Source organism: Dactylosporangium sp. NPDC048998, from assembly GCF_043197855.1.
Lineage (GTDB): Bacteria > Actinomycetota > Actinomycetes > Mycobacteriales > Micromonosporaceae > Dactylosporangium.
On record NZ_JBICTV010000001.1, the window covers coordinates 569577 to 586526 of the forward strand.

The 16950-nt window shown below is 74.7% G+C and carries 14 protein-coding genes; all 14 read left to right on the forward strand.

Annotation, left to right across the window (positions count from 1 at the left end; genetic code table 11):
* Window positions 1-3 precede the first annotated feature (3 nt).
* The 14 genes from ACGFI8_RS02710 (at window position 4) to ACGFI8_RS02775 (ending at window position 16799) form a co-directional block, all read left to right on the forward strand.
* Window positions 4-2007, forward strand: coding sequence for an APC family permease (locus ACGFI8_RS02710; protein WP_392798917.1), 2004 nt, complete (start codon window positions 4-6; stop codon window positions 2005-2007).
* Between the two features lie 2 nt (window positions 2008-2009).
* Window positions 2010-3209, forward strand: a complete 1200-nt coding sequence (locus tag ACGFI8_RS02715) for a class I SAM-dependent RNA methyltransferase (protein WP_392798920.1) — start codon at window positions 2010-2012, stop codon at window positions 3207-3209.
* 134 nt (window positions 3210-3343) lie between these two features.
* Window positions 3344-4081, forward strand: coding sequence for a type I 3-dehydroquinate dehydratase (locus ACGFI8_RS02720; protein ID WP_392798923.1), 738 nt, complete (start codon window positions 3344-3346; stop codon window positions 4079-4081).
* A complete protein-coding gene (locus ACGFI8_RS02725; protein ID WP_392798926.1) occupies window positions 4078-4437 on the forward strand; it encodes a hypothetical protein in 360 nt (119 codons plus the stop codon). Before ACGFI8_RS02720 ends, ACGFI8_RS02725 begins: the two co-directional genes overlap by 4 nt.
* Before the next feature lie 84 nt (window positions 4438-4521).
* Complete coding sequence (locus tag ACGFI8_RS02730) at window positions 4522-5673, forward strand: hypothetical protein (protein ID WP_392798929.1); 1152 nt, start codon at window positions 4522-4524, stop codon at window positions 5671-5673.
* A 33-nt stretch (window positions 5674-5706) separates the two neighbouring features.
* Entirely contained in the window at window positions 5707-5865 is a 159-nt protein-coding gene (locus ACGFI8_RS02735) for a hypothetical protein (RefSeq protein WP_392798932.1), read from the forward strand.
* A gap of 75 nt (window positions 5866-5940) precedes the next feature.
* Complete coding sequence (gene dxs, locus ACGFI8_RS02740) at window positions 5941-7920, forward strand: 1-deoxy-D-xylulose-5-phosphate synthase (protein ID WP_392798935.1); 1980 nt, start codon at window positions 5941-5943, stop codon at window positions 7918-7920.
* A 164-nt stretch (window positions 7921-8084) separates the two neighbouring features.
* Window positions 8085-9464 carry a PQQ-binding-like beta-propeller repeat protein gene (locus ACGFI8_RS02745; RefSeq protein WP_392798937.1) on the forward strand — a complete coding sequence of 460 codons (1380 nt, stop codon included), beginning with the start codon at window positions 8085-8087 and terminating at the stop codon, window positions 9462-9464.
* A complete protein-coding gene (locus ACGFI8_RS02750; RefSeq protein WP_392798939.1) occupies window positions 9461-10807 on the forward strand; it encodes a PQQ-binding-like beta-propeller repeat protein in 1347 nt (448 codons plus the stop codon). The genes ACGFI8_RS02745 and ACGFI8_RS02750 overlap by 4 nt, the downstream gene beginning before the upstream one ends.
* Window positions 10798-12234 (forward strand): PQQ-binding-like beta-propeller repeat protein, encoded by a 1437-nt coding sequence (locus ACGFI8_RS02755; RefSeq protein ID WP_392798942.1) that lies wholly within the window; start codon window positions 10798-10800, stop codon window positions 12232-12234. Before ACGFI8_RS02750 ends, ACGFI8_RS02755 begins: the two co-directional genes overlap by 10 nt.
* Before the next feature lie 8 nt (window positions 12235-12242).
* On the forward strand, window positions 12243-13643 hold the full coding sequence (locus tag ACGFI8_RS02760; RefSeq protein ID WP_392798944.1) for a PQQ-binding-like beta-propeller repeat protein: 1401 nt from the start codon (window positions 12243-12245) through the stop codon (window positions 13641-13643).
* 102 nt (window positions 13644-13745) lie between these two features.
* A complete protein-coding gene (locus ACGFI8_RS02765; protein WP_392798947.1) occupies window positions 13746-14411 on the forward strand; it encodes a response regulator transcription factor in 666 nt (221 codons plus the stop codon).
* Window positions 14412-14421: 10 nt separating this feature from the next.
* On the forward strand, window positions 14422-15627 hold the full coding sequence (locus ACGFI8_RS02770) for a sensor histidine kinase (RefSeq protein ID WP_392798950.1): 1206 nt from the start codon (window positions 14422-14424) through the stop codon (window positions 15625-15627).
* 98 nt (window positions 15628-15725) lie between these two features.
* Window positions 15726-16799, forward strand: coding sequence for a hypothetical protein (locus tag ACGFI8_RS02775; RefSeq protein WP_392798953.1), 1074 nt, complete (start codon window positions 15726-15728; stop codon window positions 16797-16799).
* The last annotated feature ends 151 nt before the right edge of the window (window positions 16800-16950 follow it).

Here is a 16950-nt window from a genome sequence, read left to right on the forward strand (position 1 = left end):
GTCGTGGCCAGTCCCACCTCCCTGATGAAGCGGCTGCTCGTGGGTCGACCGTTCCGCTCGGACCGGCTCAAACACACGCTGTTGCCCAAGCGCATCGCGCTGCCCGTGTTCGCCTCTGACGCGCTGTCGTCGGTCGCGTACGCGCCGGACGAGATCCTGCTGACGCTGTCCATCGCGGGCGCGACGGCGCTGACGATCTCGCCGTGGATCGGGGCCGCGGTCGCCGTGGTGATGCTCACAGTCGTCGCGAGCTACCGGCAGAACGTGCACGCGTACCCGTCCGGCGGCGGCGACTACGAGGTGGCGACGGTCAATCTCGGCCCGCGCTTCGGGGTGGCGGTGGCCAGCGCCCTGCTCGTGGACTACGTGCTCACCGTGGCGGTGTCGACCGCCTCCGGCGTGGCGAACCTCGGCTCGGTTGTGCCGTGGGTCGCCACCCACAAGGTCGCCATCTCCATCATCGCGATCGCGCTGCTCACGGCCATGAACCTGCGCGGCATCCGGGAGTCCGGGGCGGCGTTCGCGATCCCGACGTACGGCTTCATGATCGTCATGATCGGGATGATCATCACCGGGTTCTTCAAGATCTTCGTGCTCGGCCGCGACCTCAAGGCGCCCAGCGCCGACCTCGTCATCCATGCCGAGCACACCAACATGACCACCCTGGCGATGGCCTTCCTGCTGCTGCGCACCTTCTCCTCCGGCTGCGCGGCGCTCACCGGCGTCGAGGCGATCTCCAACGGCGTACCGGCGTTCAGGGAGCCCAAGAGCAGGAACGCGGCGACCACGCTGCTGCTGCTCGGCACGATCTCGATCACGATGCTGCTCGGCATCATCCTGCTGGCCAACAAGACCGGCCTGAAGTTCGTCGAGGACCCGAGCCAGATCGAGAGCGGCCCGGCCAACTACGTGCAGAAGACCGTCACCACCCAGCTCGGCCAGACCGTCTTCGGCGCCGGGTCGATCATGCTCTACGTGGTCGGCGTCATCACCGCGCTCATCCTGTTCCTGGCGGCCAACACCGCCTTCAACGGCTTCCCGGTGCTCGGCTCGATCCTCGCCCAGGACCGCTACCTGCCGCGCCAGCTGCACACCCGCGGCGACCGGCTGGCCTTCTCCAACGGCATCATCCTGCTGGCGCTGGCCGCCATGGTGCTCATCGTCGGCTTCAACGGCGAGGTCACGCGGCTCATCCAGCTGTACATCGTGGGCGTCTTCGTGTCGTTCACGCTCTCCCAGGCCGGCATGATCCGGCACTGGAACCGGCTGCTGCGCACCGTGCGCGACAAGCAGGCCCGCAACCGCATGATCCGGTCCCGCACGATCAACATGATCGGCCTCACCCTGACCGGCGCCGTGCTCGTCGTGGTCCTCGTCACCAAGTTCCTGCTCGGCGCGTACATCGCCATCATCGCGATGATCGTCATCTACTTCCTCATGGTCGGCATCAGGAAGCACTACGACACGGTCGCCCGCGAGCTCACGCCCTCCGAGGACCGGCCGGTGCTCCCCGCGCGCAATCACGCGGTCGTACTCGTGAGCAAGGTCCACCGCCCGACGCTGCGCGCGGTCGCCTACGCGCAGGCCACCCGGCCGGACACGCTGACCGCCCTCACCGTCAACGTCGACGACCACGACACCCGCGCGCTGCAGGACGACTGGGAGCGGCGCGGCATCCCCGTCCCGCTCACCGTCGTCGAGAGCCCGTATCGCGAGATCAACCGCCCGATCCTCGACTTCGTGCGCAGCAAGCGCCGCGACTCGCCGCGCGACGTGGTGACCGTCTTCATCCCCGAGTACGTCGTCGGCCGCTGGTGGGAGCACCTGCTGCACAACCAGAGCGCGCTGCGCCTCAAGGGCCGCCTGCTCTTCGAGCCCGGCGTGATGGTGACCAGCGTCCCGTGGCAGCTCAGCTCCATCGGCGAGGTCGACATCGACCGCCTTGACGCGACCCTGAGCCGCGGCCCGAAGCGCGGGCCGCGCTCGACCGGCACCCCCGAGGCGTGAGCATGGTCACCGATCTGCTGGAGCTCGAGGTCGGGCCGGTCGCGCACGGCGGGATCTGCGTCGCCCGGCACGAGGGGCAGGTCGTCTTCGTCCGCCACGCGCTGCCGGGCGAGCGGGTGCGGGCCCGGGTCACCGACCGCCGCAAGGGCTTCCTGCGCGCCGACGCGGTGGAGATCCTCCTGCCGTCGCCGGATCGGGTCATCCCGCCGTGCCCGTTCGCCGGCCCGAGCGCGTGCGGCGGCTGCGATTGGCAGCACGCGTCGTGGCCCGCCCAGCGGCGCTTGAAGTCGCAGGTGTTGCTCGAGCAGCTGACGCGGCTCGGCGGTGTTTCGGATTTCTCCGATTTATCGGTTGTGTCGGACTTGTCGGAACTGGTGGAGGCGTTGCCCGGTGGGCCGCTGTCGTGGCGCACCCGGGTCCAGTACGCCGTCGGCGCCGACGGCCGGGCCGGGTTCCACCGCCACCGCTCCTCCGGGATCGTCCCCGTCGACCGCTGCCGCATCGCCCACCCCGCGATCCAGGCCCTGCCGATCCTCGACCGCACCTGGCCCCCGGGCACCATCATCGAGGCGGTCGCGTCCTCGTCCGGCGACACCGCGGCCGTGACCCGCGCCTCCCGCACGGGCCGGGTGACATCCCCCGCCGCCCCGGTCCGCGAGCACGCCGCCGGCCGCGAGTGGACGCTGGACCCGGGCGCCTTCTGGCAGGTACACCCGCACGCCGTCGAGGCGTTCACGACCACGGTCCTGGACATGCTGCGCCCGGCGGAGGGCGAGCGGGCGTGGGACCTGTACGGCGGTGCGGGGGTCTTCGCCGCCGCCCTGGCCCCGCACTGCGGCCCCGTCACGGTCGTGGAGTCCGACCACCGGGCGGTGGCGTCGGGCCGGCGCGCCCTGCGGGACCTGCGCAACGTGACGTTCGTCCGCGGCGACGTGGCGCAGGTGCTGTCCAACCCGAGCTGGCGCACTGTCGACATGGTGGTCCTCGACCCGCCACGCTCCGGCGCCGGCCGCGCGGTGGTCTCATGGATCGCGTCCCGCGGCCCGCGCGCCGTGGCGTACGTCGCGTGCGACCCGGCGGCCTTCGCACGGGACGTGCGCACCTTCGGCGAACAGGGCTACGCCCTGACGTCACTACGCGCGTTCGACAGCTTTCCGATGACCCAACACTTCGAGACGATCGGCCTGCTGACCCCGCGCTGACCTCAGCACCCGAAGGTCCGCCGCGCGCAGGTCGAAGCGTGTCATTCGGCCAGGATGCGGCAATACCGGAGGGGACGGCATCCGATATTTCGAGGCCGGGCCGTAGACTCCCTGTCGAAAGGCAGGGGGAGTCCATGGCAACGCTGCGTGAGCGACTGGCCGGCGAGGTGCCGCTCGTCGCCGTCAGCTTCGGCGACGACGACGCCGAGGGTGACGCGGCGCGCGCCCGCGCGCTCGGGGTCGACCTCGCCGAGCTGCGCATCGACTGGCATCGCAGCACCGACCCCGCCCACGTCCTGCGTGCGGTCGCGCCGTTCCGCGCCGCCGGCCTGCCGACCCTCGCCACGATCCGCTCGAAGGCCGAGGGCGGCTACTGGCCCGGCGACGACGCGCAGCGGCTGGCGCTGTTCGAGGCGGTCATGCCCGAGATCGACGCCGTCGACGTGGAGCTGTCGTCGGCGGCGATCCTGCCCGGCGTGGTCGCCGCGGCGCGCGCCGCCGACCGGCTGGTGATCGTCTCCTACCACGACTTCGACACGACCCCGGACGAGACGGCGCTGCGCGCGACGGTCGAGGCCGCCGTGGCCGCGGGGGCCGACCTCGTCAAGATCAGCACTATGGCGCGCGGACCGGGTGACCTGCGGGTGCTCGCCGGGCTGCTCGTGCGGTACGACTCCATGATCGTGATCGGCATGGGCGCCGAGGGCGCGGGATCGCGGGTCTTCTTCCCCCTGCTCGGCTCGCGGATCACGTACTCCGCGATCGGCGGGCGCCCGGCCCCGGGCCAGCTGCCCTTCGCCGAGACCGTCCGGCTGCTGGAGACGTTCTCGCCGCGCTACGCCGAGCGCCGCCGGGCGGGGGATGCCGCGTGACGGAGCCGGAACCGCCCGCGGAGGACGAGGCGCCGCGGCGCGACCCGCTGCGGGCGCTGCGCAAGACCATCGCGCAGAGCATCGTGGTGTTCACGCTCGTGTTCGTCTACGCGATCGGCCAGGCCGCGTTCGGCCTCAGCCGCGTGAAGGTGCACCGCACCCCCGCGGCGTGGGCCGTGTGGGGGGCCGGGGTCGCGCTGATGGTCGCCGCGTCGGTGCCCGCGGTCATGATGCTGCGCGGGCGGGCACCCGCCGTGACCGGGCGGGCCACCGCGTGGTGGTGCGCCGCCGTGTGGCTGGCCGGACTCGTCCTGACCATCGTGTACGCCGAGATGGTCCCCGCGCCGTCGCGCTGAGCGCCGGACGGGTCGTCGCGGCGGGCGGGTTGCCCCTATCTTCTGTGTCGTGCCGCGCCGCGCGGCCAGCGATACGGAGGAGACATGACGCAGCCCCCGACGACACCGGGACCCGACGAGCCGGCCGATGCGCCGCAGCCGTCCGGTGAGCCGCAGCCGCCGGCGGGCTTCGCCCCACCGTCCGGCGACGCGAGCTTCGCGCCGCCGTCGGGGCCGCGCCCGGCCGTTCCGATGGCGGCGCAGCAGGGCGGGCAGTACGACCCGTCGCAGGCGTACGTCGTCTACCAGGCCGCGCCGGCCGGCGGGTACGGGGTGCCCGTCGCCGGGCAGCAGGCCGGCTACGACCCGATGATCAGCCCCGACTACTCCGGCTGGTGGCAGCGCGGCCTGGCGATCTTCCGCAGCGCCTGGCAGCAGCTGCTCGCGCTGCACTTCGTCGGCTTCATCGCCGGCCTGGCCGTGGCGATCCCGGAGGGCCTGTACGGCGTCAAGGCCATCGACGACTTCATGCGGACCGCCAACGCCGCGGATCCCGCGGTGATGCCTGACTTCTCCCCGCTGTTCGGCGCGTTCGCCGTCGCCGTCGGCGCGCTGCTGGCGGGCACCCTGGTCAGCGCCGCGGTCACGGTCGCCGGCAACCACATCGCGGTCTCGGTCGCCGCCGGGCAGCCGCCCCGGCTCGGCGCCGCGCTGGGCCTGGTGGCGCGCCGGTGCCTGCCGCTGTGGGGCTGGCAGCTGCTCGCCTCGCTGATCATGATCGTCGGGTTCTGCGCCTGCCTCCTGCCGGGCGTCTACCTGTTTGCGGTCTTCCTCGTCCTGCCGGCCGCGGTGACGTTCGAGCGGGGCGGCGCCGGGATCGGCCGCTGCTTCCAGCTGTTCCACCGCGACTTCGGCGGCGCGATCGCCCGGGTGGCGACCATCGTGGGCCTGCTGGTCGCGGCCGGCTTCGTCGCGTACGTGATCGGCCAGGTCATCGAGGTGGCCCTCCCCGCCGACGCCCCGGTGTTCCAGGACGGCACCCGGATCGCGGTGGCCGTGTCGGCGACCGCGGTCATCGCCAGCGCCGTGGTCTCGGGCCTGCTCTCGGCCGGCATGCGGACGCTCACCGACGTGCTCGTCGTGACCGCCTACGCCGACATGCGCGCCCGGATCGAGCCGCTGTCCACCGCGATCCTGGCCGCCGAGATCGGCATCACCCCGGCCTCGCAGGCGGAGTGGGTCTCGCCGCCGTCCTGACGCCCCGAGGCCGGCGCGGGTGCGGCTTGCCCGTTGCCGCCGTCGACCTGGGCGGAGTTTCTCGCCCAGGCCGACGCGATCACCCGGCGGGGGCTCACCCCGCTGTCCATCGGCCCTGCCTGGACCCAGCAGCACGTGCTGGAGAACGTGCTGCTCGGCGAGCTCGGCGCAGTCGCCGGCTCCCGGGTGTGACGCGGATGTGTGGAACCTGTCAAGATTCGATCGGCCAAGGTGCGCTACGGCACGACCACACTAGACTCGGCGGGCATGAGCACAGAAGAGAACGAGGCCGCGTCCCTGCTTGGCACGGTCCGGGCCCCGGGTGATCTTCGGAAACTTACCGCCGAGCAGCTCGACGTGCTCGCCGCGGAGATCCGCGACTTCCTCATCGCGAAGGTCTCGCGCACCGGCGGTCATTTGGGCCCTAACCTTGGTGTGGTCGAACTGACGCTCGCCCTGCACCGCGTCTTCGACTCGCCGAAGGATCGGATTCTCTTCGACACGGGCCACCAGGCGTACGTGCACAAGATCGTCACGGGCCGCCAGGACGGCTTCGACCTCCTGCGCCGCCGCGGCGGGCTCACGGGCTACCCGAGCCAGGCCGAGAGCGAGCACGACATCATCGAGAACTCGCACGCCTCCACCGCGCTGTCCTACGCCGACGGGCTGTCCAAGGCCTTCGCGCTGCGCGGCGAGCCCCGGCACGTGGTCGCCGTCGTCGGCGACGGCGCGCTGACCGGCGGCATGTGCTGGGAGGCGCTGAACAATATCGCCGCGGCCCGAAACCCGCTGGTCATCGTCGTCAACGACAACGGCCGCTCCTACTCGCCGACCATCGGCGGCCTCGCCGACCACCTGTCGAACCTGCGGCTCAACCCCGGCTACGAGAAGGTCCTCGACCTGGTCAAGGACAACCTGGGGCGCACCCCGCTGGTCGGGCCGCCGCTGTACGAGGTGCTGCACGCGGTCAAGAAGGGCATCAAGGACGCCGTCGCGCCGCAGGCGATGTTCGAGGACCTCGGGATCAAGTACGTCGGGCCGGTCGACGGCCACGACCGCGAGGCCGTCGAGTCGGCGCTGCGCAAGGCGAAGAACTTCGGCGGCCCGGTGATCGTGCACGCGGTGACCCGCAAGGGCTTCGGCTACCGCCCCGCCGAGGAGGACGAGGCCGACTGCCTGCACGGCCCGGGCAGCGCCTTCGACATCGAGACCGGCAAGCTGCTGGCGCCGGCGTCGGTCAAGTGGACCGGCGTGTTCGCCGACGAGCTGGTCGCGATCGCCGACGAGCGCGCCGACATCGTCGGCATCACCGCCGCGATGGCCGAGCCGACCGGCATCGCCAAGCTCATGCGCAAGTATCCGGACCGCGCCTTCGACGTGGGCATCGCCGAGCAGCACGCCGCCACCTCCGCGGCCGGCCTGGCCATCGGCGGCCTGCACCCGGTCGTGGCCGTCTACGCGACCTTCCTCAACCGCGCCTTCGACCAGGTCCTGCTCGACGTGGCCATGCACAGGCTGCCGGTCACGTTCGTGCTCGACCGGGCCGGCATCACCGGCCCCGACGGCCCGTCGCACTACGGCATCTGGGACATGTCGGTCTTCGGCGTGGTGCCCGGCCTGCGCCTGGCCGCCCCCCGAGACGCGCAGACGGTCCGCGAGGAGCTGCGCGAGGCGGTCGGCATCGACGACGGCCCGACGATCCTGCGCTTCCCGACCGGCTCGGTCCCGGCCGACCTGCCGGCCCTGCGCCGCGTCGGCGGCGTGGACGGCTTCGGCGGCGTCGACGTGCTCGCCGAGCACGCCCGCAAGGACGTGCTGCTGGTCAGCGTCGGCGCGTTCGCCCACATGGCGGTCGACGTGGCCGCGCGCCTGGCCGAGCAGGGCTACGGCGTGACGGTCGTCGACCCGCGCTGGGTGCGCCCGGTCCCGGTCGAGCTGGTCGGCCTGGCCCGTGAGCACCGCCTGGTCGTGACGCTCGAGGACGGCGTGCGCACCGGCGGCGTGGGCGACGCGATCGCCAAGTCCCTGCGCGACGCGGACGTGTGGGTGCCGCTGCGCGACTTGGGTGTCCCGCAGGGCTGGCACCCGCACGGCGCGCGCAACGAGATCCTGGCCGACCTGGGCCTGACCGCCCAGGACGTGGCCCGGCAGGTCACCGAGTGGGTGAGCCGGATCGAGGAGCCCGCCCCGCTGCCGGCCGCCGCGCCGGCCGCCCCGGCCGCCCGCGCCCGCGCTCCACGCCGCTGATCGTCTGCGCCCGGGCCGTCGCCATGTTGCGGCGACCCGGGCGTCCGCGTTCGTGTTGTCCATGATCACTGCGTGATCGGTGACAACCCGCGCACCGCGGTCGCCGACGGGGCAGAAACCGTTGAGCGCGCGTGCGACTCTTCTCTGGCGAGGAGAGGGGGCCCGTGCCCGAAGCGATCATCGAGCTCGACATCAGCACGCCTTGGGAGCCGGTGCCGCGGCCGGCCGGGCGGTGGCGCCGGCGGCGGTGGGGCTTGGGCGCGCTTGTCCTGGCCGCGGCCGCGAGCCTGCTTACCACGGGCGCCGCGCCGCGAGACCTCGAGCCGCTCTACAGCACCGACTTCCAGGTCCTGTCGTTCCAGGCCGCGGGCGGGCGGTTCCTGGTCTCGCGGTATCAGGCCGGCGGCGGGCAGCCGGTCATCGAGGCCCTCGACGCGCGGCTCGGCACGGTGCTGTGGCGGCGGACCACGGAGAACGACGAGGCGTTCGTCACGCTCACCGAGCGGATCGCGCTGGTGCAGATCGAGCGGGCGGACGAGGACGGCGAGTATGCCGGGCGGCTCGTCGCGCTGGACGCCGCCACGGGCGCGCAGCTGTGGGAGCGGCCACGGGCCCGGATCGCGGGGCTGGCCGGCGGGCGGGTGCTCGCCAACGACCTGGCCTGGCCGGACGAGCCGGAGGGGTTCGATCCGGCGTACGGCAACCCCGATGACCCGGCGGTGGCGCTGCCGTTGCTGCCGCACCACGTGCGGTACGTCGCGCTGGAGCCCGAGACCGGCGCCGAGGCCTGGCGGGCCGAGTCGCCGCCGGGGACGGTGCCGAGCCTGTTCTTCTCCGACTACCCGTGGGTGACGCGGCTGAGCGAGCTCGACGCCGCGGGGGTGCTGCGGGAGCGCGACCTGGCCACCGGGGCGGTCACGGGCACGTACCGGCTGGACTGGTCGGGCGCGATCGCCGGGCACCAGGCCGGCACGCCCGGACAGGAGGTGGTGTGGCGGGCCGGCGGGACCGGCGCCGACGTCTACGACCGCGCCTCCGGGCGGCTGCTCTGGCACCGGCCGGGGCCGGCGCCGGCGTACAACGGGCCGTACCCCTGCCTCGGCGACCGTTACTGCCTCTTCTACGAGGACGGCACCGACGTGCTCGACGCGGCCACCGGCGCCCGGCTCTGGCGCGCCGACGGCTACACCTCGATGCTCGACGCCGCGACCGGCCGGCTGCTGCTCTACCGGGAGGTCGCCGGCGAGTTCCGGCCCGTCGACGTCGCGGCGTTCGACGCGCGCACCGGCGCGGTCGCCTGGCACCAGCGGGGATGGCTCCTCGCGAGCGGCTACGTCATGCGGATGGGCGCCGCCCGCGACTACTTCGTCTGGCGGCCGGTCGGCAACACCGACGCCGTGATCGGCCGGCTCGACCCGCGGGGCGGGACCGTCGAGGTGATCGGCCGGGCCGCGAACTTCTACGGCACGCCGGTGTGCGCCGCCACCGCCGGGCGGCTGGCCTGCCTCGCCATCGGCGTCCTGCACGTCTGGGCGCTGCCGTGACCGGCGCCGCGACCGGGCCCGTGATCGACCTGGGCATCGTCGAGCGCTGGGCGCCGGAGCCGCCGCCGCGCCGCCCGGCCCGGTCGGGTTCGGCGGGCCGGCGGGCGCGCGGGCCCGCGCTGCTGGCCGCCGCGGCGCTCGCCGCGCTGCTGCCGGCCGCGGACGCCGGGCCGGCCGGCGGGCCGGTGTTCACGCTCACCGATCGGGTGTTCGACGTCAGCGTGACCGGCGGCCGGTTGTACGTGACCCGGGCGGAGGACGGCGGCGCGCACCGGGTGGAGGCGCGCACGTTCGGCGGCCGGCTGCTCTGGGACGCCCCGCTGGAGCCCAACCAGGCGTTCTCGTTCGCCACCGAAGGGGTGGTGGTGTTGACCAACCGGTACGGCCCGCAGGCCTTCGCGCGCAGCCGGGTCGTGGTGCGCGACGCGCGCACGGGCGCCGAGCTGTGGCGGCGCGACGCGGCGGAGGACTGGGGCCCGGCCGGCCGGCGGATCCTCCTGGAGGACGTCACCGGCGGGGCCGGTCGGGCCGGGGGCGGCGAGCCGCAGGCGGAGACGCGGCTGGTCGCCGTCGACGAGCGCACCGGCGCGGCGGCGTGGACGGTGACGGCGCCGGTCGGGGCCCAGGTCGAGCTGCGCGGAGGCGCCGCCGCCGACCCAGCCCGGCCGGAGTCGCTCACCCAGCTCGGCCCGGACGGCGTGTTGCAGACGCACGACCTGGCCACCGGCGCGGTCGTGCGCCGGGAGCGGCTGGACCGGTCCGGCCCCGTGTACAGCTACACGACCGACGCCGCGCAGGTCGTCGTCGCCACGGCAGGTGCGCAGGCCACCGTCGGCGCCTACGAGCGGGGCACCGGACGGCTGCTGTGGCAGCGCGACGTCGGCTTCTACTCGCCGCTGTTCGCCTGCGCGCCCGGGCGCTGGTGCGGCGTGGGCGGGGACGGTGTGCGGGCCTACGACGCGGGCACCGGACGCCAGGTGTGGCGCATCCCGGAGTACAACCGCGTCTTCGGGCTCGGCGGCGACAACGTCGTCCTCGGCGGGCTCGGCACGTCCGCGGCGGCGTCGCACGAGCCGGTGGTGCTCGCGGTCGACGGCCGCACCGGCGTGGTGCGGCACCGCCTCGTCGGCTGGTACGGCGCGTGGGGCCCCGGCCGGCCGGCCGTCGTGACGCGGCCGGAACCCGGGCGCCGCACCGGGCTCGTCGGGGTCTACGATCCGCGCTCCGGCGGGGTCGCCGTGCTCGGCCGCGCCCCCGCGACCGTCGGGCCGACGTGCGACGCCGGGGCGGGCGTCATCGCCTGCGTCGCCAGCGGCACGCTGACCGTGTGGAGGTGGCCGTGACCGGAGCCGCGACCGGCCCGGAGCCGGTCCTCATCGACCTCGGGCACGCCGAGCCGTGGGCGCCGCCGGACACGCCCCGCCGCGGACGAGGGCCGCGTCGCCGCTCGGGTGCGGCGGCGCGCCTCGCCGCGCTGCTGCTCGTCGCCGCGCTCGCCGCGGGGCTGCCGGCCGCGGACGCGGGGCCGGCCGGCGGGCCGGTGCTGTACATCGAGGCCGGGGTCCACAACGCGGTGCTGGGCGGGGGCCGGCTGTTCGTCACTCGGTACACCGGGGAGGGCCCGCACCGGCTCGACGCCCACGACACGGCCGGCGGCGGCGCGCTGTGGAGCACCGAGCTGGAGGACGGCCAGCAGCTCGCCTTCGCCGACGCGGGCGTGGTGGTACTGACCGGCGAGTACGGCGACCACGCCCCGGCGCTGAGCACCGTGGTGGTGCGCGACGCGCGCACCGGCGCCGAGCTGTGGCGCCGCGGCGGGGCGGTCGTGGACGGCACGGCCGGCGGCCGGCTGCTGCTGCTGGACGTCAGCGGGTACCGGTCGCGGAAAGACCCGGAGCCGGCGCCGGGCGCCGGCCCGGACCCGCTCCCGGCGGACTACCGGATATTCGCCGTCGACCCGCGCACCGGCGCGGTGGTGTGGACGCTGACCGTGCCGCCCGGCTCCCAGGCCTCCTTCGGCCGCGACCACCGCGACCCGTACGGCCTGAGCTCGCTCAGCGTGCTCGACCCGGACGGCACGCTGCGCGTGTACGACCCGGCCTCCGGGGCGGTCGCCCGTACCTACCGGATCGAGCCCTCCGGGGCCGTCGGGTCCTTCGAGCTCGGCGACAAGGGGCCCGGCAGCCTGTTGCCGCCCGGGGCGCGCGCCGGGCAGGTCGCCGTCTCCAGCGGGAACGAGCCCGGCGACGACGTGTTCGACCTGGCCACCGGCCGGCGGCTGTGGCACCTGGACAGTCAGCCGTACGCGGGGCTGATCGGCTGCGCGCCGGGGCGCTGGTGCACCGACGACGGCCACTGGCTGACGGCCCACGACGCGGGCACCGGCGAGCAGGTGTGGCGCGTCGAGACGTACCACATGACCTTCGGCGGCGCCGGGAACGACCTGGTGCTCGGCGGCCTCGGCGAGGACTTGGTGTCGCTGCCGGAGCTGCTGGTCGTCGACGGGCGCACCGGCGCACCGCACTACCGCATCGACGGCTGGCACGCCATCCAGGCGCTGGGCGGGCGGGTCGTGGTGTGGCGGCGGGAGGAGGGGCAGCGGGCCACCGTGGTCGGCCTGCTCGACCCGGCGTCCGGGCGGATCGCGGTCTTCGGCCGGGGCGACGCCTGGGGCGGGCAGCCTACGTGTATCACCGGTGGCGGCGTCGTCGCCTGCGGCGTGCTCGGAGACCTGACCGTCTGGAGGCTGCCGGGGACCGCGGCCGGTTAGCACAATGCATGCGTGCCGCTGAGCACGACTGGGGGCGTGGCGAACTGATCGATCTGGGTGAGTCGCACGGTGCGATCGACGGCGACGTGCTGGAGTGGCCGGCGCCGGGCGCGGCCGGGCGCCGGACGTGGCCGATCGTGGCGGTGTTGACGCTGGTGGTGCTGTTCGCCACCGGGTCCCGGCCCGAGGCGGGCATCGAGGACGTGGGCGTGCTCGCCGAGCACGCGTCCGCGTTCGTCGCCGACCGCGGCGCCGTCTACGCCCTGCGCGACGAGCCGGCGATCAGCGCGTACGACTGGGGCACCGGGCGGCTGCGCTGGAGCCGCTCGCTGCCCACGGGCAGCGGCCAGGTGTACCTCGCCGCGGACCGCGCCTACCTGCGGCACCGGCCGTGCACCGAGACCGTCGGCTGGAGCCTGGAGCGGCTCGACCCGGCCACCGGGCGGCAGCTGTGGTCGCGGGCCGGCGCGCCGATCGCCGTCGTCGCCGGGCCGCCCGGCGCCCCGCCCGGGCTGCTCACGATCGACGACCGCGGCGCGGTCTGCCCGCCGGTCGTGGCGCCCCGCAACGCCACGCCCAACCCGGTCCACCTCGCCGGCCTCGACGCCGAGACCGGCGCCATCCGCTGGGCGTTCGACCTGCCGGGCGGCGCCCGGCTCGTCGCGCCGGACGTGCCCGGCGGCGGCTGGTTCGCGGTCTGGTACCCGGGCGGCCGGGCCGAGGTGCGCTCCGCCGCGACCGGGGCGGTGACGGCCGCCGCCGACCTGCCCGAGCTCGCCGACACCCCGCCGACGAGCGTGCGAATCGTCGGCGCCCTGCTGGTGATCGTCGCCGTGGGCGCGGACGGGGCGTTGATCACCGCGTACGGCAGCGACGCGCTGCGCTACCGCTGGCACCGGATGTTCTCCTCCACCGACCAGGCGCCGATCGCGGAGATCGCCTACGGCCCGGTGGTCGTCGCGTGCGGGCCGATGGTGTGCGTGCCCAACTGGCGCGACCTGGCCGTGCTCGACCCGGCCACCGGCGAGCAGGCGTGGCGCCGGCCGGTGCAGCTCGACGCGGCCGGCCCGGGCGTGCTGGTGGCCCGCGACCGCGACGACTTCACCCGGGTGCGGGTGGTGGACTGGCGCACCGGCGCCGACCGCGCCGACCTCGAGGGCTGGGCGGTCGTGCCCACCGCGAGCGACGGCACGGACGACGACGACCTGGGCACCACGCGGGCCACCGCGGCGCTGGTCCAGCGCCCGGAGGGCGACGGGTCGCGGCTGGCCCGCATCGACCTCGGCACCGGCGCGATCACGCCGATGGGCCGGGTCGGGGCCCTCCCGGCGCGCTGTGCCGTGCGCCAACACCGGCTGTCGTGCCTGGCGGCCGGCGACTCGGTACACCTGTGGCGGTTGCCCGGCTAGCTACATTGGCTCGACGGCGCTTTCACGGGGACTTCACGTCCCCTGCACCAGACTGGCTCGGATTTGGGCTCGGGGTGCGACTGGGCTTAGGGGGTGATGGGCGTGCGCGTGCTGGTGATCGAGGACGAGACGAATCTCGCCGATGCGATCGTCCGGGGGCTGCGGCGGCAGGGCATGGCCGTCGACGTCGCCTACGACGGGACGAGCGGGCACGAGATGGCGATGATCACCCGCTACGACGTCGTGGTGCTCGACCGGGACCTGCCCGGCGTGCACGGCGACGAGATCTGCGCCGACCTGGTCGCCTCGGGGGCGCTGACCCGGGTGCTGATGCTGACCGCCAGCGGCAGCGTCGCCGACCGGGTCGAGGGGCTGCAGATCGGCGCCGACGACTACCTGCCGAAGCCGTTCGCCTTCGACGAGCTCGTCGCCCGGGTGCAGGCGCTGGGCCGGCGGGCCACCCCGGCCGCCCCGCCGGTGCTCACCATCGGCGACCTGGTGCTCGACCAGGCCAAGCGGGTCGCCACCCGCGGCGGGCAGCCGCTGGACCTGACCCGCAAGGAGTTCGGCCTGCTGGAGGAGCTGCTCAAGGCCCGCGGCGCGGTGGTGTCCAGCGAGGAGCTGCTCGAGCGGGTCTGGGACGCCAACGCCGACCCGTTCACCACTACCGTGCGGGTGACGATGATGACCCTGCGCAAGAAGCTCGGCGAGCCCGCGCTCATCGAGACCGTCGTCGGCGCCGGGTACCGGACCAGACCACCGCGATGAGGCCCGCCCGATGACCATCTACGACGCGCGCCGAGCCGCCGTGTTCCGCCCCACGCTGCGGCTGCGGCTCACGCTGCTCAACGGCATCCTGCTCATCGGGGCCGGGCTGGTCCTGGTCGTGCTCGCCTACATCCTCGTCGACGGCGCGCTCAAGCCCGCCGACCAGCTGCAGCCCGGCACCCGGGTGGTGCTGGAGAACGGCGCCGAGGTCGACGCGCACACCTGGCAGAACGAGCTCGTCGACTCCGCCGAGTGGGAGCTGCTCACCCGCGGCAGCCTGGCCCTGCTGCTCATCGGCGCGGTCGGGGTCGCCGGCGCCTACGTCGTGGCCGGGCGGGCGCTGCGGCCGCTGCAGAAGGTCACCGGCACCGCCCAGCGGCTGTCCGGCGAGTCGCTCGACGCCCGGATCAACTACGACGGCGCCGACGACGAGGTGTCGGAGCTGGCGAAGACCTTCGACGCGATGCTGGACCGGATCACCGCGACGTTCGAGACGCAGAAGCGGTTCGTCGCCAACGCCTCGCACGAGCTGCGCACCCCGCTCGCGGTGATGCGCACCGAGGTCGACGTGACCCTCGCCGACCCCGAGGCCGACGTCGAGGAGTACCGGCGGATGGCGACCGTGGTCCGCGACGCCTCCATGCGCGCCAACGCGCTCGTGGAGTCGCTGCTGCTGCTCGCCCGCACCGAGGCGCAAGCCGGCCGGCGGCTCGGCCGCAAGGTGAGCACCGACCTGGCCACCGGGGTCACCGTGGCGCTGTCGGCGATGGGCAAGGAGATCCAGCGGCTCAACCTCGGCGTCAGCACCGAACTGACCCCGGCCAACGTGGTCGGCGACCCGGGCCTGCTGGAACGGCTGGCCGGCAACCTCATCGAGAACGCGGTGCGCTACAACCACCTCGCCGGGCGCATCTGGGTGCGCACCGGCACCGACGAGACCCTCGCCTGGCTCGTCGTGGGCAACACCGGCTTCGAGGTCGAGCCGGCCGACCTGCCGGCGCTGTTCGAGCCGTTCCGCCGCGGCGGGCGGGAGCGCACCGGGGCCCGCGGCACCGGGCTCGGCCTGTCGATCGTGCGGGCGGTCTGCGAGGCGCACGGCGGCGGGGTCAGCGCGGTCGCGCTGGACGGCGGCGGCCTGGAGGTCACCGTGTCGCTGCCCGCCGCCGCGGTCACCCCGGTGCTGAGCGGCACGGCGACGGTACGGCCCGCGGCCTGACGCGTGTGATCGCCGGCACTCCGGCTCAGCCCTGACCCGCCGGGCGCCGATGCTGCCGGTGTTTCCAGGTCGGCGCTACGGGGTGATGGAGGCGGCGGATGCGCCTGCGCGGTTGGCTCGTCGTCGGCGTCAGCGTGGCGCTGCTGCTGGCCATCGGCGGCGTCGGCATCTCCATGAACCGCTCGGCGCTGCGCTTGGCCGTGAGCGACGAGGTGGCGCCCGACGAGTGGGAGTGCCGCGTGTTCCTCGCCGTTGTCGAGCACCGCCAGCACACGAAGGCGGCCGAGGCGCTGTCGCCGACCCGCCCCAGGCACCTGCGCGACCGGCCGTATGCCCGGCAGCTGGTGGGCAAGACCATCCAGCGCATCGAGCGCTGGTGCGGCGAGCCGCTGTTCGAGGGCAACCGGGGCCAGCTGCGGCTGACCGAGCGCGGCCGCGAGTTCGAGCGGGCGGCCCGCGGGGTCGTCGGGGAGTACCGGCTGATGCGCCGCCCCGCCCGCGACGCCGGCCTGCCGCGGCTGGCCTGCCTGCCGCACCACGCCCTGTTCGTCGAGCCGGCGCAGGCCCGCCTGCGGGAGCGCTTCGGCGGGCCGCGGGTCGCCGTCGACTACCTGGAGCCGCATTACCGCGCCGCCGAGCTGGGCCGCCACGCGCTGCTCGTCGGCCCGCCGCCGCACCGCGCGGGCGTCCGCTCGGTGCCGCTCTACACGGCCCGGCTCGAGGCGATGGTCCCGGCCGCGCACTTCGCGGACGTGCGGCTCCCGCTGCCCGAGCTGCTGCGGCGGTACCACCCGGAGCTGCACCTCACCGGCGTGCCGGACGAACGGGTCGCCGAGTGGGGCCTGGACCGGGCGCCGTCGGGCCCGCCGGACACCGCGACGGCGGTGCTGCGCCTGCGCCACGAGGCCGGCGGCCCGGACTGGGACGGCCGCGTGCTGGTCGCCCCGTCGGACGCGGCGCTGGCGTTCAAGCCCGGCATGGAGTTCGGCGGCCGGCACGCGGAGCGGTTCCGCTGGGTGCCGGTCGTCAGCGGCGTCCCGGAGGCGCCGCTGACCCACGAGGTGCGCCTGACGGTCCGGGCGGCCGGCGACGCCGAGGCGGTGGACGCCGCGGTCGCCGCCGTGCAGTCCGCGGCGCGCGCCCTGCCCGCCCTCGCCGGCGGCGATCCCTGACCCGCCGTCCCTAGCCGGCCTCCCCGCGGCCGCGGACCAGCGGCAGGAAGACGGCCGCAAGGCACCTGGGAGCCAAGGCCGCCTTCCGTGCCCTCGCCGAGTACGGCCGGAGCCGCGTCAACCTTGGTTGACAGACGCCGTTCGTGTCAAC

Excerpts from the sequence above, each read along its gene's own strand:
- ACGFI8_RS02715 (WP_392798920.1), top strand. The coding sequence starts at position 2,010 with ATGGTCACCGATCTGCTGGAGCTCGAGGTCGGGCCGGTCGCGCACGGC.
- ACGFI8_RS02720 (WP_392798923.1), top strand. The coding sequence starts at position 3,344 with ATGGCAACGCTGCGTGAGCGACTGGCCGGCGAGGTGCCGCTCGTCGCC.
- ACGFI8_RS02730 (WP_392798929.1), top strand. The coding sequence starts at position 4,522 with ATGACGCAGCCCCCGACGACACCGGGACCCGACGAGCCGGCCGATGCG.
- dxs (WP_392798935.1), top strand. The coding sequence starts at position 5,941 with ATGAGCACAGAAGAGAACGAGGCCGCGTCCCTGCTTGGCACGGTCCGG.
- ACGFI8_RS02760 (WP_392798944.1), top strand. The coding sequence starts at position 12,243 with ATGCGTGCCGCTGAGCACGACTGGGGGCGTGGCGAACTGATCGATCTG.
- ACGFI8_RS02770 (WP_392798950.1), top strand. The coding sequence starts at position 14,422 with ATGACCATCTACGACGCGCGCCGAGCCGCCGTGTTCCGCCCCACGCTG.
- ACGFI8_RS02775 (WP_392798953.1), top strand. The coding sequence starts at position 15,726 with ATGCGCCTGCGCGGTTGGCTCGTCGTCGGCGTCAGCGTGGCGCTGCTG.